This is a genomic window from Brevibacterium renqingii, from assembly GCF_017808095.1.
Taxonomy (GTDB): Bacteria; Actinomycetota; Actinomycetes; order Actinomycetales; family Brevibacteriaceae; genus Brevibacterium; species Brevibacterium renqingii.
In genome coordinates, this window is the sequence record NZ_JADBHG010000001.1 from 954,242 (window position 1) to 971,933 (window position 17,692).

The window sequence follows — 17,692 nt, forward strand, 5'->3', positions numbered from 1 at the left end:
ATGTCCCCGAGACCACGGCGCTGTGCCGAGACCACTGTGCACGCACCGTGGTCTCGGCGCTCCACCGTTGTCTCGAGGTGGAATTCAGGTGGTGGCGAACTTGACCACGCCGCCGATCACCGACGCCAGGAGCGCCGCGGCGGGGATCGTCAGCAGCCACACGCCGAACATCGGCAGGAAGTAGCGAGCCCGAGCATGGCCGCGGCGACCTGAGTACTGGGTCCCGAGGATCGCCGAGCCGAGAACGAATGTCAGTGACACGGGCACCCGCATGATCAGGGCTGCCGTGTACATGAGGATCGAGGCGGCTCCGTCGGCAACGGCCGACTTGAGCGGGTCGAGCTTGACCATCCGCACGGACAGGGTCCGAACCACACGCCAGCCGCTCAGTCCGGTGCCCAGGGCCAGGGCGGCTGCGATGAGGATGCGCACGGGCCAGGAGATGTCGACGATGGACAGGCCGTCGTTCGGAGTGGCTTCGACGGCGAGGACGCCGACCATGACCAGGGCCGCGACCTTCTGCGCGTCCTGGACTCCGTGGACCAGGGACAGTGAGGCCGTGAGCACCGAGTCGACCATCCGGGCACCCCGGAACAGCGGTTTCGGCGGCGCCGAGGCGAGGCTCTTCGAGAGCAGCAGCGTCAGCGCCCACGACAGGATGAACCCGAGGATCGGTGAGAGCAGCAGAGGCCACACCACGGAATTCATCGCCTCGTCGATGTTGACCGAGAGCCCGAACACGAGGCCGGCGCCGAGCAGACCGCCGATGAGGCAGTGCGTCGAGGACACCGGCAGCGCCAGAAAGTACGTGAACAGGCTCCAGATCGTCGCCGCCGCGAAGGCGATGAGCAGACAGGTGAGGATGAGCTCGGCGCTGCCGGTGAAGATCACGATCTGATTGGCCACGACGAAGGCGATCCCCTCGCCGAGCAGTGCGCCGATGAAGTTGAAGACCACGGCCAGGCTGAGCGCCCAGCCCGGTTTGAGTGCGCGTCCGACGACGGCGTTGCCGATCGTCAGTGCGGCATCATGGAATCCGTTCGAGCCGGCGAAGATCACCGCGGCAACGATGACTCCGACCAAGAGCAGCTCCACGGACTACGACTCCGTGATCGCGATGGACGCGACGACCTTGCCGAGTTCGGTGAACCCGTGGGCCGCCCGCACGAATGCCTGCCCGAGCTGGGAGACCGCAGCCATATAGGTCAGACCGCGTTTGGAGTTCGGCACCGCATCCGACATCCGCCACTGCAGGGTCTCCACCTGATAGGTCAGCCGATTGATCGCGTCGACGTAGTCCCACTGATCGAGCTTGCCCGGCAGTCGGGTGATCATCCGCGAGGTGTGGTCGGTCTGGTTCGACAGCACCGCCAGGGTCTCGGGCACGCCGGACGGCAGAGGGTCGAAAGCCTCGGAGGCGAGGACGAACCCGACACCGTGGAGGCGGTGGCAGATATCGCGCATGTGGTGGCTGAGCAGGTACAGGTCGTTGCGGTCGAAGGGAGTGATGTAGTTCTCGCGCAGCGCGCGCAGCATCCCACCCATGTCTTCGTCGGCGCTGTCCCCGATCTCACGGAGACGATCAGCGACATCGCGTCGTCCGCTGACTTCGATTCCGGAGAGTTCGGCGAGCACCAGGTTGCATTGCCGCATATGAGAGACGAGATCGGACAGCCGCTCATAGAAGACAGTGTCCTGCGGTACTCGCTTGAGCCGCATGCGCTCCTCCTGCCCGAGGCCCGGACGAGCCGGACGAATATGCATGATTTCTCAATGATTTGTGCCGGACGCTGAACCGAGAGCGCCTCTCGGCGGAAGGCCGCTCGAAGCGGCTGAATTTGGAGCCCGGGGCTTCAGCGATCCAGCGTCCGGTGGCCCGAAGGCCACCTCCTACGATACCGGTTCATGCTCATGAGTCCACCGCCGAGGCGGCTGTTCATCCGTTGAAAATCTCACAGTCACACCGATACCGAGCGTGCAGAGACGAGCACGAGGTCTCCGTGGCGGCGGGCGCCGACCTGCTGACCGGAGCGGAAGATCGCCGTCGGTTCGGGGCTCAGTTGAGTCCGCCTCGGCGATGGGCGACGGCGGCATCGGAGAGGTCGCGGGACAGTCGGCGCAGGCGGGTGTTCGTGGCGTCGGCCTCGGTCCCTTCGGCGCAGATGCCGACGAAGGCTGCAGCGCGCAGCAGGGCGATGACGACATCGCCGCGGAAGGCTCCGACCAGGATCTCGTCGATCGCCCGGGCCACCTCGTCGGGGCCGGCCGGGAGCTCGACGCCGGCGAGGATCTCCTCGTATGCGATGCCGTCGGTGACCCGGCGCTGGCCTTCGGAGAACATCTCGGACAGCTCGCGGGGCGCGGATCGGATCCATTGACGCAAGGCGTAGAGGCGCCAGAGGGCCCCGGGAGCGGAGACTGCTGGGGCGGCAGACCACATCTCGGCGATGACCTCGAAGCCGATGTCATCGGCGAGCTCGACGAACCGCCTGGTCGCGGCTTCGTCGCGCTGACCGTCGGCATCGCCGAGCAGCAGTGCCGCGGTCGCGTGCGAGGTCTCCGAGCGCGCGACGGGATCGTCGACGGCACCGACGGAATCGAGGTCGGCCAAGGGTACGGGGCGGTGAAACTGTCGCTGTGTCATGGTCAGGGCAGTCTAGTCCTTGTCCCCTCCCGGCCACTAGGGCACAGAGCACACGGCAGTTCCGGCCGCGCACGCTGCCACGACCGCTGTGACCTCCCGCACGGCAGCATTGTCGCCTGGCGGCCAGCATTCGCAAGACGGACTCACAGAGGCCGCGACTAAACTGGGAGATGATTCGTGTCTGTGACCGGCAGACGCGAGTGACCGATACGAGGAGGAACTCTCGTGGCAAAATCATCCGTGGCGAAGAAGGGCCTCGGCAAGGCGGCGAAGCTCGCGGTCAATGACGACGGCACCCTCAATCCCCAGGCTCAGTCGATGTTGTCGCGGCTGCTGTCCGTGCAGCGTCCCGTCGCCCTGGCCTATGTGCGCAGCCTGCGCCGCAAACATCCCGACGCTAGCCCCGAAGAGCTCATCACGGTCATTCGTCGGCACTATCTGACGCTGACGACCTCGGGCGGGGCGGCGGTCGGTGCGACCGCCGCCGTTCCGGGACTGGGCACAACGGCGGCGCTCGGGGTGGCCAGCGCCGAGACCGCCGGATTCCTCGAGGGCACTGCGCTCTTCGCCCAGGCCGTCTCCGAGATCCACGGGCTGCCTGTCCAGGACGCCAAAAGGGCGAATGCCCTGGTGCTCGGCCTGATGCTGGGCAAGGACGGAAAGAACCTCGTCCAGCGTTTCAGCAAGAAGAACGGCGGCGTGGAGTCCATGCTCGGCAGCTGGGGCGCGACAGTGACGAATCAGTTGCCCGCTCCCCTCGTCGACCTGCTCGTGCGCAAGCTGCGCAAGGCCTTCATCCGCAAGTTCGCCGCCCGCGCCGGAGGTTCGCTGGTCGGACGACTGCTGCCCTTCGGAGTCGGTGCCATCATCGGTGCCGTGGTGAACGCCCAGATGGCACGCCAGGTGGCGCGAGAGTCGAAGGAGGCCTTCGGCGCCTCACCCACGATCTTCCCCATCGAAACCGACCCGGAATATGTCGCCCCGAAGAAGGACCGCAGATTGCTGTCCACCCTCAAGAACGTCTCCGCGCTGGTCGGGAGACTGCGGAAGAGCAAGGCCATCGAGTCCTCTGTCATCGAACCGAACGACGACGAGGACCTCGAGTCGCCGACCGGTCTTCCGCGCACCTACACCGGCGACGATCGGCGTGAGCTGGGCGAGTGACCGCAGAGCCGCGTCGGCGAAGGCGGGACCGTCGCGGCAGGGCGGACTGGTTTGAGTAATGCGGCCGCGTGGCTCTACTATTAATTCGTCTCCACCATGTATCCACGGACTCCGTCCTGTGATTGTGATGGGGCGGGGCCTCTAGCTCAGTTGGCAGAGCAGCGGACTTTTAATCCGCGGGTCGTGGGTTCGATCCCCACGGGGCCCACCGCCTCCAGTGCCGCGACACCATCCGCTCGGTGTCGCGGCACATTTTCTCATTTCCCCACGATTCTCGATACCCGTTCGTGGTCACTCCGCCGAGGCTTATCCGTGGTTTTTCCGAATTCTCCTCGGCGGAGTGACCACAATCCGAGCGCTGAGGCGTTCTGGCGCAGCGCCAGGCATTCCTGCACATCTGAAGCGATTGTCCTCTTGGCAGGAGACGGTACTCGCGTTTCCTCTAGGCTGTTGGTGTAATGAAGAAGACGTCGTCCGCCCCGAGGGCGACAGCCCGCTCCGAGGGTCGCATCACCGCTCTTGTTGCGCTGACGATCGTCGCGGCCCGAAAAGTGTGGGAACCCGGCTCACTGTGGCGCCCGCGCGGAGGAGGAATGTCCATGCTGAATACCCCGGAAGCCGTCGTCAGCGGCTGGGAAGACGCCTGGAACAGGGCGGATGCCGATGATCTGGCCGACCTGTTCGCCGAGGACGCCGAGTTCATCAACGTCGTCGGACTCTGGTGGCACGATCGGGCGAACATCCGCGGGGCTCATGCCTTCGGGTTCGCACGCATCTTCCCGGATTCGCGCATCACGATGGATGAGCCGCGCGTGCGTCTCATCGGCACCGATGCGGCGGTCGTCCAGACCAGGTGGCACCTCGTCGGGCAGGTGACGCCGGACGGCGAACCGGCCGGTGATCGGGATGGGATCTTCACGTTCGTCCTCGAGCGCCGCCTCGGCGGGTGGATCACCGTTGCGGCGCAGAACACCGATATCGAACCGGGCACGCAGACGCATATCAACGAACCTGCAGGTCGCACCAGCATCCACTACCAGAAGCGAGAAGCCCACTGGTCGACATCGAAGAGAGGGGAATGAGTCATGGCACTCCATCCCGCCCTAGCGGCGGTCACCGACCTCATCGGCACATGGCGCGGTGAAGGCCAAGGTGAGTATCCGACTATCGAGCCGTTCTCGTACATCGAAGAAGTGGCGTTCACAGATGTGGGCAAACCATTCCTCCACTACGTCCAGAAGACCTGGTCGCCGGCCGGCGCTCCCATGCACACGGAGACCGGCTATCTGCGGGTCGTCGACGGATCCGCGGTGGAGTTCATCCTCGCGCAGCCCACGGGACAGACCGAAATGGCCGAAGGGCCGCTGCACACCAGCGTCGAGGGATTCCGCTGCGAATTGAGTTCTCGAGTGGTGAATTCGGCGACGGCCAAGCACGTCGCTGAAACGGTGCGCCGCATCGAGCTGGTCGGCGACGTGCTCACGACGCGCTTCGCGATGGCCGCCGTCGGTGTGCCGTTGACCCACCATCTCGCCTCGGAGATGCACAGGTTCGGTTGATCTCGGCGGTTCGGCTGATCAGGCCTCCGGCTCGGTGCGGCCGATGCGCACGCGCCAGCGCTCCGGCCCCTCTTCGAGCGCGTCCCAGGTGAACTTGCCCGCCTGTTCGGCCGCGAACTGGTAGTACAGCGGTTTGGGGTCGTGATCGTTGACGAGCACGAACGCATCGCCGGCGGCGAGCCCGTGATAGGTCTCGAAGATCAGTTCGTGACGACGGGCGGGAATCTCGGCTCGCACATCGAGCTCGATGTCTTCGGCCATAGCAGGTCCTCCTTCAACGGGCGAGGGCAGATCCCCTCGCATTATTTTTCACGGTATCACTCCGTGTTTATTATGCCAGCCGCCCATGGCCGGCGCGACCGCGGCTCACGACAACCACCTGCCGCAGCGACAGATGCTATCGGTCAGCTCCGCACCCGGCTGCCGCATAGAATCTCAATCATGAGCTCACCCACCGGGACCCTGCGAAACGGCATGCTGCTGCCACCGGCATCGACAAGTCGACGGTGGTGGGCCCGGATCCTCGATGCTGTATTCGTCGTGACATTCACCGGGTTCCTCATCGGGTTCGCCTTCGCGCTCTACGGGGTGAACGTGATCTCGATCGATGCGGCGACAGGCGTGGCTCTCATCAGCTACCCGCTGCTGGTCCTCCTCTTCGGCGCCCTCTACGGCTGCACGGTCTCGCCCGGCCAAGCGCTGTGCGGAGTCGTGTCTCTGCAGACCGCTCACGGCAGACGCGTCGGGTTCTGGCGGGGCATGGGTCGCTACCTCGCCATCGGATTCTTCCCGATCGCGCTCCTGTTGCTCGTGTGGGTTTTCCTCGATGCGCCGGCGATCGATTCTGCCCCGATCCGCGTCTACCGCCGCTCTCCATAGGCCACTACCGTCCCGCCACGCGGCCGCAGGCAGGGGAAAGTCGCGAGTCGTTTCTCAGTTCTCGGGGCGCCCGTAGGATTCGAGGAGACGCAGCCACACTTCGCTCATCGTCGGATACGCGGGAACGGCGTGCCAGAGACGGTCGAGCGGCACCTCGCCGACGATGGCGATGGTGGCTGATTGGAGCATCTCGGCGACGTCTTGGCCGACGAACGTCGCACCGAGGATCACCTGGCGTTCGTCATCGATGACGAGTTTCGCTCGTCCGCTGTACCCATCGGCGTGCAGTGCGGCACCTGCGATCGTTCCCAGGTCGATCTCGACGGCGGAGATGCCGATTCCCTCTTCGCGCGCAGCGGCTTCCGTCAGACCGACGCTGGCCACCTCGGGGTCGGTGAAGACCACGTGGGGCACCGCTCTGTGATCTGCTGTCGCGGCATGCCGTCCCCATGGCTCGCCCTCGACCGGCGTTCCCTGAACACGCGCGGCGATCGCCTCTCCGGCGGCGCGCGCCTGATATTTCCCCTGGTGAGTCAGCAGCGCACGCCCATTGGCGTCGCCGACGGCGTAGAGCCAGTCGGTTCCGTCGACGCGCATCGTCTCATCCACGCTCAGCCGGTCCTCGAGACCGATCTCCGCGAGCCCGAGGCCCGAGGTGTTCGGCCGTCGACCGGTCGCCGCGAGGATCTCCTCCGCCTTGAGGACGCTGCCGTCGTCGAGCGTCGCATGGACGACGCCCTCCTCGTCACGGTCGATGCGGGTCGGTGACACGCCGAGCCGGACGTCGACCCCCGCCTCTGCGAGGCCGCTCTCCAGCAGTTCCCCGACGAATGGCTCTTCCTTGCCCAGCAGTCCGCTGCGAGCGACGAGAACGACGTCCGAGCCGAGGCTCGCATAGGCAGAGGCCATTTCGACACCGGCGACGCCTCCGCCGATGATGATCAGTCGCGGCGGGACCTCGTCGGCCGATGTCGCTTCGCGTGTGCCCCACGCTCCTACGTCTGCGAGACCGGGGATCGGCGGCAGATTCGGGACGGATCCGGTGGCGAGTGCGACCGCCCGTGCCGTGAACTCGCGGTCCCCGACCCCCACCCGGCGCTCGCCGAGGAGGCGGCCGCGTCCTCGGATGAGTTCGATATCCGCAGAGGCGAGCCAGTCGACCTGCCCCGAATCCTTCCAGTGGCTGGCGAACGCGTTGCGCCTGGACAGGACCTTCGGGACATCGAGTTCTCCGTCGGCGGCCTCGCGCGCTCCGGCGACTCTGCGGGCCGACCTCAGTGCCTGGCCGCTGCGCAGGAGCGCCTTCGACGGCATGCAGGCCCAGTACGAGCACTCGCCGCCGACGAGTTCGGCTTCGACGATCGCCGTGCGCAGTCCGCGTTTGGTCGCATAGTCGGCGACGTTCTCTCCGACGGGACCGGCACCGAGGACGATGAGATCGAAGTCGACCTCTTCGTCCGAGCGGCGGACGTCGGTGTTCTGCTCGTCGCTGGCCTCGTTCATGCGGAATTCTCCTTCGCCTGCTGCCATGTCGTCTCGGGCACCGGGTGGACTACGAACGCTTCAACTATCGTCCGTGTCACTCATGTTGGCAAGGAGGGGTGGAGCAGCCGCGTCGCGGCAGAGGCGCGTCATCGCTGAGCGGCAGAACCGAACAGTGAGGGGCCGAGCCGTCTGCGGCCTACCGTTCGAGGCGGCCGCTGACTATCTGCTCGGCGGGAATGCTGCCGTCCTGCCATGGGGTGAGTGCCCAGGCGACGAGGTAGGCTCCGACGCCGACGACGGGCAGCAGGAACGAAGCGAGGACGAGGAGCCGGACGAGCCAGACGTTGAGTCCGGTGACCTCGGCGAGACCACCGGCGATGCCGGCGAACATGCGGTCGGGACCACGGCGGAATCCGAGGCGGCGGATGGAATCGAAGAACTTTCTCATACCTGCCACACTACGTGTTCCAGCTCGCTTGCACAGTGGTGTTGGCCGTTGACGTCGACTGAGGGAAACCGGAATGACACCGTCATCGGACTCCCCCGGTGCTCAGGACCAGATCACCTTGTCCTGAGCACTGAGCTTGCCACCCGCGCCGAGGTGGGCCAGAGTCAGCGCCCCATCGAGGGGCCCGCCGGCGGGGTCGACGACGGAGACGCCCGGCTGCAGACGGGAGGCTTCGGTGCGGAAGCCATCGACGACGCAACCGCCGGCAGCCGCCACTCCCCCGGTGAGCGCGATGCGCGGTGACGCCGCCCGGCCCGCGGCCACCGCGCTGCGGGCGGCTTCCCTCCCGGCTCCGTCGAGCAGCTCTGCCGAGGCGATGTCACCGGCTCGGGCGCACGCGGCGATGTCGGCGGCGAACTCGGCGAGCAGCCCGGCACGGTCGTTGCGGGTGTAGAACCGGCCCGGCCATGAGGCCGGTGGCCCGAAACGTCGGGTGGCGGCCTCGAGCAGGGTACGTCCGTGCTCGTCGAGCCCGTCATGAGTGCGCAGCGCGGTCTCGAGCCCGAGCCGCCCCAGCCATGCCCCTCCCCCGCGATCACCGAAGAGGTGACCCCAGCCGTCGACTCGCAACCAATCCGCGGCCCAGCGCCCCCGTTCGTCGGGCCCGAGGTGGGCAATGGCGATGGCACCGGTGCCGAGCACCGTGACCGCTCCGCCACTGCCGCCTAGGGCGCCGAGGTGGGCGGTCACCGCGTCGATGGCAGCGACAGCCGGCATCCCGAGCTCCGCGGAGATCTCGGTCAGGGCATCGGCCGGACTCTCGGACAGGGACGCGATGCCGGTCGCCCCGATGCCGATGCCCACGATGTCGGGCAGCTGCCGAGACCAGGTCCTCACAGCCGAATCCACGAGCTCGCGAGCCACTGCGAGGACGGTGCTGCCGCCGGCTCCGACCTCGATGCGGGGCCCGGTGAACGTATCGACGACCCGCGGCCCGGTGAGAGGCGTGACGATCGGCGCCGGACCGCCGTCGTTCCGCCCTGCACCCGACAGCCCGCCGTCGGCGTCGATCACACCGAGCGCGGCCCGGCTGCCGGTGCCGCCGATGTCGATGCCGAGGACGAACCTGCTCATGAGGAACCGCCGGCGGCCAGGGTTCCGATCGCGGCCCGGACCGATCCCGCATGGGACTTGAGCGCCGAGGCGGCCGCAGCGGGGGTCGCCTCGGTGAAGGAGACGACGATGGCGGTCTTGAGGTCACCCTCGCAGCTCTCCAGCAGGGCTCTGGCGTCCCCCTCCCCCAGGTCTGCGGCCTCCATGAGGATGCGCACAGTGCGCTCACGCAGCTTCGCGTTCGTGGCGACGACCGAGACCATGAGGTTGTCCCAGGTCCGGCCCAGTGCCACCATGAGCGCGGTCGAGAATCCGTTGAGAGTGAGCTTCTGCGCGGTGCCGGCCTTGAGCCGCGTCGAGCCCGTGATCACCTCGGGGCCGGTGTCGAGCACGATGTGATCGGCCGCTTTGCCGGCCAAGGGGGCGTACGGGTTGTTCGAGATGAGTACGGTGTGCGCCCCCGCCTCCCGGGCAGCGTCGAGGGCACCTCCGACATAGGGAGTCGACCCGCTGGCGGCGATGCCGATGGCCACATCAACGGGTCCGAGCTCTGCACCGATCGTGCGCCCGCCGGCTGCGGAGTCCTCGGCGTTCTCGACCGCGTTGACCAGGGCCGCCTGCCCGCCGGCTATGTGCCCGACGACCCGACCGGGTTCGAGGTTGAACGTCGGCAGGAGCTCACTCGCATCGAGCACACCCAGCCGACCCGAGGTGCCGGCCCCGAAGTAGTGCACACGACCGCCTCGGCGCATGCGCTCTGCGGCGACGTCGACGAGCCCGGCCAGCTGCGGCAGGGCGGAAGCGACCGCGTCGATGACGGCGTGGTCTTGCGCGTTGAGCACCTGCAGCACCCCGAGCGTGTCGAGGTCGTCGAGTCCTGAGCTGGCCGGATTGCGCTGCTCGGTCGGAGACAGACGACGTTCGGACGACGCCGACTGGGACTGCGGCGAACCGGGCTGGGACGGAGCCATCAGCGCCTGCTCCCTTCCACCTCGGCGGCGGTGGGATCTGCTGCAGGGTGGCGCAGCGAGAGCAGGCCGCCGACGGCGAAGGTGACGATGACGCCGAGCAGCGGGTACCACTGCCAGGCGACCCACACCTCGCCGGTGACGTACTTCTCCATGACGAAGAAGAAGGCGTTGACGGCCACGGCGAGTGCGAAGGCGATATTCGCATCGAGGGCGTTCGCGCGCTTGTTGAGGATGCCGAAGACGAACGCACCCAGCAGCCCTCCGTAGGTGATGCCGGCGATGCCCAGCGCCAGGATGACGATGTTGCCGGAGTCGGATTCGAACACCGTGGCCGGGAGGATGAACGCGATCCCCCAGCCGATAGTCGCCCAGCGGCCGACCTTGAATCCCTGCTCGTCGGTCATCGGGGTGCGCTTGAGACGAGCATAGACGTCGTTGACCGTCGAGGACGACAGGGCGGACAGCGAGGACGACAATGTCGACATCGCGGCGGCGAGGATGCCGGCCAGCAGCAGGCCCGAGATGCCGGTGGGCAGGCCCTCGATGATGAAGTGCGGGAAGATCTCGTCATCGCGGGTCAGACCGAGGTCTGCCGGCAGCGCATGATCGTAGTAGGCCCAGAGGGCCAGTCCCACGGCGAGGAAGATCGCGAACTGGACGAATACGACGATGCCGGAGGCGATGAGCGCCTTCTGCGCCTCGAGCTTCGACCGGCACGACAGCAGCCGCTGGACGATGAGCTGGTCCGAACCGTGCGAGGCCATGGCGAAGACCGCGCCGCCGAAGAAGGATGGGATGAACGAGGCGTCGGCGGAGACCGGGCTGCCCTCGAAGACGAAGAGGTTCGTCTTGCCGGCCTCGACCGCCTCCGCGAACCAGCCGCCGCCGATCGATGTCGAGATGATGACGATCGCGAGGATCCCGCCGAGGACGTAGAGGACCATCTGCGCGACGTCGACCCAGACGACGGCCCTGATGCCGCCGATGAAGGTGTAGACGATCGTGACCAGCGAGAGCACGACGATGATGACGAAGTAGTTCGTGTGGATCCCGAGCCCGTCGAGGATGACCTTGAGCGGGATCGCCGCGGCGAGCACTCGGACGCCGTCGGCGAGCAGACGAGTGAAGAGGAAGGTCACGCCCGCCGTCGTCTGCGTCGACTGTCCGAAGCGTTTGCCGAGGTAGGCGTAGGCAGTGATCATCTCACCGTCGTAGTAGCGCGGGAGCATGAAGTAGGCGACGACGATGCGACCGAGGATGTAGCCGAAGCCCAGCTGCAGGTAGTTGAGATCGCCGAGGTAGCTCATCACCGGGATGCCGATGACGGTCAGCGCGCTCGTCTCGGTGGCGACGACGGACAGGCACACCGCCCACCACGGCAGGTCGCGTCCGCCGAGGAAGTAGTCCTTGAGGCTGCTCTGCTTTCCACTCAGTGCCAGTCCCAGCCACGCCGTTGCGACGAGATAGGCGATGATCACCAGGAGGTCGATGATCTGCATTGGTCTCTCCTTGTTCGAGGTGTGGAGTCTGTCGGTCGGTGTTTCGGGCGTGCAGGCGGCGTTCGGTTCGCCGCAATCAGTCGGCCAGCCTCAGCCGGGCGGGTCGTCGGTGCAGCGGCTCGGGCAGCTGCAGCGGTCCGGATCCCGGTGTGAAGCGGCCGGCGATGCGTGGCCCACGAGCTCCGGTGAGGCTCGGTTCGGTCCCGTCGAGTCCGTGCCAGCTCAGCCAGCCGATGAGCGCCATCAGCAGTGCTTCCTTGCTGCCTTCGGGCAATCCGAAGGCCTCGTCCGTGCCCAGAAGTTCGACCCCGTCGCCCAGTCCCTCGCCGAGGCGGCGCATGAGTTCGGAATTGCGCGTCCCACCTCCGGAGGCGATGACGGTGGCGACCTCGTAACGGCGGCACGCCTCGGCGATGGTGCGGGCCGTCAGCTCGGTCACCGTGGCGATCTGATCCTGCTCGCCGAGGTCGGGGTGATCTGCGAGGAAGGAATCGAGGTAGTCGCCATGGAAGAGCTCCTTGCCCGTCGACTTCGGCGCCGCGAGTGCATAGAACGGCTCGGTGAGCAGATCGGTCAGCAGCTTCTCGTCGACGGTTCCGGCGGCGGCGAGCACCCCGTCGCGGTCGAATCCCTGCCGGCCGTCGGTGATGCGACGAGCGAGGACGTCGATGAGGGCGTTGGCCGGTCCCGTGTCGAAGGCGATCGGGTCCCGGTCCGGGGCGATGACGGTGATGTTCGCGATTCCGCCGAGGTTGAGCACCGCGGTCGGGGCCGCGACCTCGGACAGGAGGAGGGAATCGAGCATTCCCACCAGCGGAGCGCCCTGCCCGCCGGCGGCGACGTCGCGGGAGCGCACATCGGAGAGCACCGGCACCCCGAGCCGTTCGGCGATGAAGGCCGGCTGACCGAGCTGGAGGGTCGCGGTGACGCTGCCGTCGCTGATGTCGTGGCGGACCGTCTGTCCATGGGAGACGACGAGGTCGGGCATGAGCTCGTGCTCCGCGCAGAGTTCGGCCAGGGCATCGGCTGAGAAGCGGCCGAGCCGAGCGTCGACGCTGCTGACCAGTGACAGCGGGAGGTCCGATGGTTCGAGGAGACGGAGGATGTCGGAGGCGAGCTGCGCGTCGAAGGGCGTCTCGCATTCGGCGAGGATACGCACATTCAGGGTCGTCGGATCGGCGCCGACGAGGTCGGAGCCGACGGTGGGGTCGGGCAGGAACTCGGCGATGACGAGATCGAGTCCGTCAGCGGACGTGCCTGTCATGAGTCCGGCGATGATCATGCGTGCTCTCCTCCGATGCGGTCGGGGACGGTGAGTTCGGTGCGGATCTTGTAGCGGTCGCCGCGGTAGACGGAGCGCACGAATTCGAAGGGCACATCGTCGGCACCGCGCGAGGTGCGTTCGAACAGCAGCGCCGGGGACAGTTCGGGCACGCCGAGGTGCTTCGCCTCGGCGGCGTCGAGGAGCGTCGGTTCGATCGTCTGCACACTGTGGCTGAGGCCGATGTCGAACCGCTGGCCGAGCAGTTCGTAGAACGACCGGTTCTCGAGGTCGCCTGCGCTCAGGCCCGGGACGAGCGCGGAGGGGACGTGGAGCTCCTCGAGGGCGATCGGCTCGTCATCGGCCAGCCGCAGACGCAGGACGGCGATGACCTCGTCATGCTCGCCGAGGTGGAGCCGCCGGGCGATGTGGGCGCCCGCCGGCTCCGTGTCGAAGCTGAGGATGTGGGAGCCCGGCCGCATTCCGCGGGCGAGCATGTCCTCGGTGAAGGAGCTCGCGGCCAGCGGCTGGTCGAGCTTCGGACCGAGCGCGAAGACCCCGGTGCCATGGCGCCTGCGCACCATGCCCTTGGCGACGAGTTCGTCGAGGGCCCGGCGCAGGGTCATCCGCGAGATGCCCAGGGACTCGGCGAGCTGCCGTTCGGGCGGGAACTGTTCGCCGGCGGCCATACCCTCGAGGCGGTCGAGAAGCTGGTCGCGGATCGAGTGGAATTTCGTCACACCCCTATTGAGGCACAGGACACACGCCCCGATCAAGACCACTGGTCTATTTCGTACCGCAAGTCGGGTGGCGCCGCACGTCGAGTGATGCCGGCGGACGGCGGTGCCGACGACGGAGGTGCCGGCAGCCGGCTCACCTCGATCACCGCGGCGCTCCCTACGAGGGGTTCACGCCGGACTTCCGAGTCCCTAGCATGAAGTCATGACTGCATACACCGGACAGGAACTGCTCGACGCCCTCACGGAGAAGGGGCTGAAGGACTGGCAGGGTCGGACGGACTCGATCGGCACCCGACTGCTCACCGGCGACTTCGCCACCGGCCTCGAGCTCGTCAACCGGATCGGCGCCGCCGCCGAGGAGGCCGGCCATCACCCCGACATCACCCTGACGTTCCCTCACGTCGACGTCCAGCTGACCAGTCACGACACAGGAGCCGTGACCGAACGCGATTTCGACCTCGCGGGAACGATCAGCGAACTGGCCGCCTCGGCGGGGGTGAAGGCGGACTCTGCGGCCGACTGAACGGCTCGTACTAGGCTGTGACCACAGCCGTCCGCGAGCACCCAGGAGAACGTGTGTACCACGCCGCCGAGAACCGCTATGATTCGATGACCTACCGCCCGGTCGGCCGTTCCGGGCTCGTCCTGCCGGCCCTGTCGCTGGGGCTGTGGCACAATTTCGGCGACGACGTCGCCTTCCAGAACCAGCGCGCCATCGTCCGTCGGGCTTTCGACCTCGGCATCACGCACTTCGATCTCGCGAACAACTACGGGCCGCCGCCCGGTTCGGCCGAAACCAACTTCGGCAGGCTGCTGCGCGAGGATCTGCATCCCTACCGCGATGAGCTCATCATCTCCACGAAGGCCGGCTGGGTCATGCACCCCGGCCCCTACGGCGGACCCGGCGGCAGCCGCAAATACCTCTTGGCCAGCCTCGACGCCTCATTGCGCAGGCTCGGCCTCGACTACGTCGACATCTTCTACTCGCACCGTCCCGAGGCCACGACTCCGCTCGAGGAGACCATCGGGGCACTCGACACCGCGGTGCGATCCGGTCGGGCCCTCTATGCGGGCATCTCGTCCTACTCTGCGGCCGACACGGCCAGGGCTGCACAGATCGCGCGCGATCTCGGCACCCCGCTGCTCATCCACCAGCCCTCCTATTCGATGGTCAACCGGTGGATCGAGGACGACGGCCTGCTCGAAACCACCGACGTCGAGGGCCTCGGCGTCATCGGCTTCTCCCCGTTGGCGCAGGGCCTGCTCACCGACAAGTACCTCGGCGGGGTTCCTGCGGATTCCCGAGCAGGCAAGTCCACGCCATCGTTCAAGGACGGATTCCTCAATGAGGACAATCTCGTCCGCATCCGCTCGCTCAACGACATCGCCGCCGCCCGGGGTCAGTCCCTGGCGCAGATGGCGCTGGCATGGGCCCTGCGCGACGAGCGCGTGTCCTCATTGGTCATCGGTGCCAGCCGGGTCGAGCAGCTCGAGCACAATGTCGCCGCTCTCGAGGCGGCCCCGCTGAGCGAGGAGGAGCTGAGCGAGATCGACCGCTTCGCCGTCGACTCCGGCGTCGATATCTGGGGAGACGCTCGCCGCAGCACCGCCGAGTGAGCCGCGCGGAGGGTGCCGCGCATTGTGAACGGCTCGGGCCGAAGCGATCATTCTGCTGTGATACCGTAAGCGCCGACCTCCCAGACGAGCGGCAGGAGCCCCGATGAGCGATGACCGTGCGGACCGCGACGAAGCCGAGCCCGGTCCGGTCGACGATGGTCACGCCGAAGACGAACCCGGTCACGCGGACGCCGAGCCCGGTCACACGGACGCCAAGGAGAACCCCTGGTCCGCGATCAAACCCTGGCGGGGCAAGGCGGCCGGGCTCGACAAGCTGCTGCTGTTCATCATCATCGGCGTACCGCTCGTCTACCTCGCGCTCATGCCGCTGCGGCCCTGGATGCTCGTCCACGCCCCGGTCGTCCAGGAGTTCATCAACGGCGCGAAGACCTCGATCGTCGCGGCCGCAGCCTATGCCCGCGTCGGTGAGATCCCGCTCTGGCTCGTCATCGTGGCCGGATTCGTCGGCATGGCGAAGCTCGATTGGGCGTTCTGGCTGGCCGGACGCCGGTGGGGTGACGGAGTGCTGCGGCTCTTCGCTCAGAACGAGCGGCAGCTCAAGCGCATCAATCAGCTCAAGAGGATCCCGAACTGGGCCCTGTTCCTCATGACTCTGGTCTCCCGCTGTCCCGGCATCCCCGGCACTCTCGTCTACCTCGTGGCCGGGTGGACGAGGATGCGGCTCTCGCTCTTCCTCATCGCCGACCTCCTCGGCTGTCTGATCTTCACTCTCATCTGGACCGTCCTCGGCTTCCAGCTCGGCGAGACAGCCGTCGACGTGCTCAAGGTCATCGACAAGTACGCCATGTGGCTGACCCTGGCGCTCATCGCCGGCGTCTTCGTCCTCAGCTTCGGCAAGGAGTATCGGAAGCAGAGGCAGGCCGAGGCGAAGAAGACGTCGGAGGACTGACCAGCCCGGGCGCCGTCTCAGCCCCTGAAAGTCGGTTGCGTCCCGACGGGCCCGGTTCAGTCCCGAAAGGCCGGACTCAGACCCCGAAGATTTGGGCTCAGGCCCCGAAAGAGAGGAAGGTCTCGCGCATCCGGGCCGGGTCCGCCTTCTGCCCGCTGAAGAGCTCGAAGGCGTCGATGGCCTGGTTGACGGCCATCCCCGAGCCGTCGAGCGTGCGGCAGCCCTTGGCTCTGGCCTCGGCGAGCAGCTGGGTCTCGAGCGGGAAGTACACGACATCGGCCACCCAGGTATCCGCACCGAAGACCGCGGTGTCGACGGGAGTGCCCGGATAGGCCTTCATCCCGACGGGGGTGGCGTTGACGATCCCGTTCGCCGAGGCGGCCGCCGCCTCGAGTTCGTCCAGTCCGATCGCCCGCGCTCGCGTCCCGACCGCCGCGACCGCGCCGATGTCCGCGGCCAGGCCCCGTGCACGATCGACATCGGTGTCGGCGATGACGAGTTCGGCCACGCCGAGTTCGGCCAGGGCGAACCCGACCGCACGGCCGGCCCCGCCCGCGCCGATCTGCACGACCGCCTCGGTGGCGGCGCCTCGCAGTCCGGCGCGGAACCCGGCTGCGAATCCTGTGACGTCGGTGTTGTGGCCGGTGGTGTGCCCCTGGCCGTCGATGACGACGGTGTTGACCGAGCCGATGCGCTGGGCGACCGGGTCGACGGCGTCGAGGAATCCGATGACCTGCTGTTTGAACGGGTGGGTGATGTTGAGTCCGTCGAAGCCGAGGCGGATCGCAGCATTCAGCAGCTCTTCCAGACGCGCCCCTGCAAGCCGCGGTTCGGCGATGTCCACGGTGCGGTAGATCGTGGGGATGGAATGGGCCGCGCCTTCGTTCTCGTGCATGCGCGGGGTCCGGGAGGCGGAGATGCCGTCGCCGATGAGTCCGAGGAGGAGGGATGGGGTCATGGTCTCGCTTTCGGTAGCAGGTCGATGAGGATCTCCATCGCGTGGACGTAGCCTTTCGCGCCGGCTCCGGCGATGACGGCCGCGGCCACGGGCGAGAGGTAGGAGTGGTGTCTCACGGCCTCCCGCGCATGGGGATTGCTCAGGTGCACCTCGATGATCGGATGGTCATAGGACTTCAGCGCATCGTGCAGGGCCAGCGAGGTGTGCGTATAGGCCCCGGCATTGATGATCGCCCCGACTGTGGTGTTCCTGGCCTCGTGGACGGCGTCGATGAGTCCGCCCTCGTGGTTGCTCTGGATGCACCGGGCGGTCAGGCCCGCCTCGGCGGCGGCCTCGGCGCACATCGCTTCGATGTCGGCCAGGGTCGTGCGGCCGTAGATCTCGGGCTCACGCTCGCCGAGGAGGTTGAGGTTGGGGCCGTTGAGGACGAGGACGTGCGGCATG

At 67.2% G+C, this 17,692-nt stretch carries 20 protein-coding genes and 1 tRNA gene; 8 read left to right on the plus strand and 13 right to left on the minus strand.

What is annotated here, in order from left to right; genetic code table 11:
- Positions 1 to 84: 84 nt before the first annotated feature.
- From IIE29_RS04325 to IIE29_RS04335, 3 genes are all read right to left on the minus strand, one after another.
- On the minus strand, positions 85 to 1,095 hold the full coding sequence (locus IIE29_RS04325; protein ID WP_209323931.1) for an inorganic phosphate transporter: 1,011 nt from the start codon (positions 1,093 to 1,095) through the stop codon (positions 85 to 87).
- Between the two features lie 3 nt (positions 1,096 to 1,098).
- Positions 1,099 to 1,764 (minus strand): DUF47 domain-containing protein, encoded by a 666-nt coding sequence (locus IIE29_RS04330; RefSeq protein ID WP_246475675.1) that lies wholly within the window; start codon positions 1,762 to 1,764, stop codon positions 1,099 to 1,101.
- 292 nt (positions 1,765 to 2,056) lie between these two features.
- A complete protein-coding gene (locus tag IIE29_RS04335) occupies positions 2,057 to 2,644 on the minus strand; it encodes a hypothetical protein (protein WP_246475676.1) in 588 nt (195 codons plus the stop codon).
- Between the two features lie 225 nt (positions 2,645 to 2,869).
- Between IIE29_RS04335 and IIE29_RS04340 the strand changes: the two genes are divergently transcribed.
- The 4 genes from IIE29_RS04340 to IIE29_RS04355 all read left to right on the plus strand — a co-directional run bounded on the left by IIE29_RS04340 (position 2,870) and on the right by IIE29_RS04355 (position 5,367).
- Entirely contained in the window at positions 2,870 to 3,808 is a 939-nt protein-coding gene (locus IIE29_RS04340) for a hypothetical protein (protein ID WP_246475677.1), read from the plus strand.
- 135 nt (positions 3,809 to 3,943) lie between these two features.
- Positions 3,944 to 4,016: transfer RNA gene (locus tag IIE29_RS04345), tRNA-Lys, on the plus strand.
- A gap of 385 nt (positions 4,017 to 4,401) precedes the next feature.
- Positions 4,402 to 4,890: an SgcJ/EcaC family oxidoreductase gene (locus IIE29_RS04350; RefSeq protein WP_209323932.1), complete on the plus strand. Its 489-nt coding sequence runs from the start codon at positions 4,402 to 4,404 to the stop codon at positions 4,888 to 4,890.
- 3 nt (positions 4,891 to 4,893) lie between these two features.
- Complete coding sequence (locus IIE29_RS04355; RefSeq protein WP_209323933.1) at positions 4,894 to 5,367, plus strand: heme-binding beta-barrel domain-containing protein; 474 nt, start codon at positions 4,894 to 4,896, stop codon at positions 5,365 to 5,367.
- Between the two features lie 18 nt (positions 5,368 to 5,385).
- On the opposite strand, the gene IIE29_RS04360 is transcribed toward IIE29_RS04355, so the two are convergent.
- Positions 5,386 to 5,628 carry a DUF2249 domain-containing protein gene (locus IIE29_RS04360; protein WP_209323934.1) on the minus strand — a complete coding sequence of 81 codons (243 nt, stop codon included), beginning with the start codon at positions 5,626 to 5,628 and terminating at the stop codon, positions 5,386 to 5,388.
- Between the two features lie 180 nt (positions 5,629 to 5,808).
- Between IIE29_RS04360 and IIE29_RS04365 the strand changes: the two genes are divergently transcribed.
- Positions 5,809 to 6,246 carry an RDD family protein gene (locus IIE29_RS04365; RefSeq protein ID WP_209323935.1) on the plus strand — a complete coding sequence of 146 codons (438 nt, stop codon included), beginning with the start codon at positions 5,809 to 5,811 and terminating at the stop codon, positions 6,244 to 6,246.
- A 54-nt stretch (positions 6,247 to 6,300) separates the two neighbouring features.
- On the opposite strand, the gene IIE29_RS04370 is transcribed toward IIE29_RS04365, so the two are convergent.
- From IIE29_RS04370 to IIE29_RS04400, 7 genes are all read right to left on the minus strand, one after another.
- The gene (locus IIE29_RS04370) at positions 6,301 to 7,749 is read right to left on the minus strand and encodes a dihydrolipoyl dehydrogenase family protein (RefSeq protein ID WP_209323936.1); all 1,449 of its coding nucleotides are present in this window, start codon (positions 7,747 to 7,749) and stop codon (positions 6,301 to 6,303) included.
- 178 nt (positions 7,750 to 7,927) lie between these two features.
- Complete coding sequence (locus IIE29_RS04375; protein ID WP_209323937.1) at positions 7,928 to 8,179, minus strand: PspC domain-containing protein; 252 nt, start codon at positions 8,177 to 8,179, stop codon at positions 7,928 to 7,930.
- A 102-nt stretch (positions 8,180 to 8,281) separates the two neighbouring features.
- The gene (locus IIE29_RS04380) at positions 8,282 to 9,313 is read right to left on the minus strand and encodes an N-acetylglucosamine kinase (RefSeq protein ID WP_209323938.1); all 1,032 of its coding nucleotides are present in this window, start codon (positions 9,311 to 9,313) and stop codon (positions 8,282 to 8,284) included.
- Positions 9,310 to 10,263 carry an N-acetylmuramic acid 6-phosphate etherase gene (murQ, locus tag IIE29_RS04385; RefSeq protein ID WP_209323939.1) on the minus strand — a complete coding sequence of 318 codons (954 nt, stop codon included), beginning with the start codon at positions 10,261 to 10,263 and terminating at the stop codon, positions 9,310 to 9,312. Before murQ ends, IIE29_RS04380 begins: the two co-directional genes overlap by 4 nt.
- The gene (locus tag IIE29_RS04390) at positions 10,263 to 11,762 is read right to left on the minus strand and encodes a sodium:solute symporter (protein WP_209323940.1); all 1,500 of its coding nucleotides are present in this window, start codon (positions 11,760 to 11,762) and stop codon (positions 10,263 to 10,265) included. Before IIE29_RS04390 ends, murQ begins: the two co-directional genes overlap by 1 nt.
- 76 nt (positions 11,763 to 11,838) lie before the next feature.
- A complete protein-coding gene (locus tag IIE29_RS04395) occupies positions 11,839 to 13,044 on the minus strand; it encodes an anhydro-N-acetylmuramic acid kinase (protein WP_209323941.1) in 1,206 nt (401 codons plus the stop codon).
- Positions 13,041 to 13,763, minus strand: coding sequence for a GntR family transcriptional regulator (locus tag IIE29_RS04400; RefSeq protein WP_209323942.1), 723 nt, complete (start codon positions 13,761 to 13,763; stop codon positions 13,041 to 13,043). Before IIE29_RS04400 ends, IIE29_RS04395 begins: the two co-directional genes overlap by 4 nt.
- A 202-nt stretch (positions 13,764 to 13,965) precedes the next feature.
- On the opposite strand from IIE29_RS04400, the gene IIE29_RS04405 reads away from it, so the two are divergent.
- The 3 genes from IIE29_RS04405 (at position 13,966) to IIE29_RS04415 (ending at position 16,290) form a co-directional block, all read left to right on the plus strand.
- Positions 13,966 to 14,286 carry a 4a-hydroxytetrahydrobiopterin dehydratase gene (locus tag IIE29_RS04405; RefSeq protein WP_209323943.1) on the plus strand — a complete coding sequence of 107 codons (321 nt, stop codon included), beginning with the start codon at positions 13,966 to 13,968 and terminating at the stop codon, positions 14,284 to 14,286.
- A gap of 53 nt (positions 14,287 to 14,339) precedes the next feature.
- The gene (gene mgrA, locus IIE29_RS04410; RefSeq protein ID WP_209323944.1) at positions 14,340 to 15,380 is read left to right on the plus strand and encodes an L-glyceraldehyde 3-phosphate reductase; all 1,041 of its coding nucleotides are present in this window, start codon (positions 14,340 to 14,342) and stop codon (positions 15,378 to 15,380) included.
- A 103-nt stretch (positions 15,381 to 15,483) separates the two neighbouring features.
- Positions 15,484 to 16,290, plus strand: coding sequence for a DedA family protein (locus IIE29_RS04415; protein WP_209323945.1), 807 nt, complete (start codon positions 15,484 to 15,486; stop codon positions 16,288 to 16,290).
- Between the two features lie 97 nt (positions 16,291 to 16,387).
- On the opposite strand, the gene IIE29_RS04420 is transcribed toward IIE29_RS04415, so the two are convergent.
- Both IIE29_RS04420 and aroQ read right to left on the minus strand, forming a co-directional pair.
- Complete coding sequence (locus IIE29_RS04420; protein ID WP_209323946.1) at positions 16,388 to 17,248, minus strand: shikimate dehydrogenase; 861 nt, start codon at positions 17,246 to 17,248, stop codon at positions 16,388 to 16,390.
- Entirely contained in the window at positions 17,245 to 17,691 is a 447-nt protein-coding gene (gene aroQ / locus IIE29_RS04425) for a type II 3-dehydroquinate dehydratase (RefSeq protein ID WP_209323947.1), read from the minus strand. Before aroQ ends, IIE29_RS04420 begins: the two co-directional genes overlap by 4 nt.
- Position 17,692 lies beyond the last annotated feature (1 nt).

Coding starts and splice junctions, on each gene's coding strand:
- IIE29_RS04420 (WP_209323946.1), bottom strand. CDS start 17,248: ATGACCCCATCCCTCCTCCTCGGACTCATCGGCGACGGCATCTCCGCC.
- IIE29_RS04395 (WP_209323941.1), bottom strand. CDS start 13,044: ATGATCATCGCCGGACTCATGACAGGCACGTCCGCTGACGGACTCGAT.
- IIE29_RS04370 (WP_209323936.1), bottom strand. CDS start 7,749: ATGAACGAGGCCAGCGACGAGCAGAACACCGACGTCCGCCGCTCGGAC.
- IIE29_RS04350 (WP_209323932.1), top strand. CDS start 4,402: ATGTCCATGCTGAATACCCCGGAAGCCGTCGTCAGCGGCTGGGAAGAC.
- IIE29_RS04360 (WP_209323934.1), bottom strand. CDS start 5,628: ATGGCCGAAGACATCGAGCTCGATGTGCGAGCCGAGATTCCCGCCCGT.
- IIE29_RS04375 (WP_209323937.1), bottom strand. CDS start 8,179: ATGAGAAAGTTCTTCGATTCCATCCGCCGCCTCGGATTCCGCCGTGGT.
- IIE29_RS04330 (WP_246475675.1), bottom strand. CDS start 1,764: ATGCATATTCGTCCGGCTCGTCCGGGCCTCGGGCAGGAGGAGCGCATG.
- murQ (WP_209323939.1), bottom strand. CDS start 10,263: ATGGCTCCGTCCCAGCCCGGTTCGCCGCAGTCCCAGTCGGCGTCGTCC.
- IIE29_RS04390 (WP_209323940.1), bottom strand. CDS start 11,762: ATGCAGATCATCGACCTCCTGGTGATCATCGCCTATCTCGTCGCAACG.
- IIE29_RS04365 (WP_209323935.1), top strand. CDS start 5,809: ATGAGCTCACCCACCGGGACCCTGCGAAACGGCATGCTGCTGCCACCG.
- IIE29_RS04355 (WP_209323933.1), top strand. CDS start 4,894: ATGGCACTCCATCCCGCCCTAGCGGCGGTCACCGACCTCATCGGCACA.
- aroQ (WP_209323947.1), bottom strand. CDS start 17,691: ATGCCGCACGTCCTCGTCCTCAACGGCCCCAACCTCAACCTCCTCGGC.
- IIE29_RS04380 (WP_209323938.1), bottom strand. CDS start 9,313: ATGAGCAGGTTCGTCCTCGGCATCGACATCGGCGGCACCGGCAGCCGG.
- IIE29_RS04335 (WP_246475676.1), bottom strand. CDS start 2,644: ATGACACAGCGACAGTTTCACCGCCCCGTACCCTTGGCCGACCTCGAT.
- IIE29_RS04415 (WP_209323945.1), top strand. CDS start 15,484: ATGAGCGATGACCGTGCGGACCGCGACGAAGCCGAGCCCGGTCCGGTC.
- IIE29_RS04405 (WP_209323943.1), top strand. CDS start 13,966: ATGACTGCATACACCGGACAGGAACTGCTCGACGCCCTCACGGAGAAG.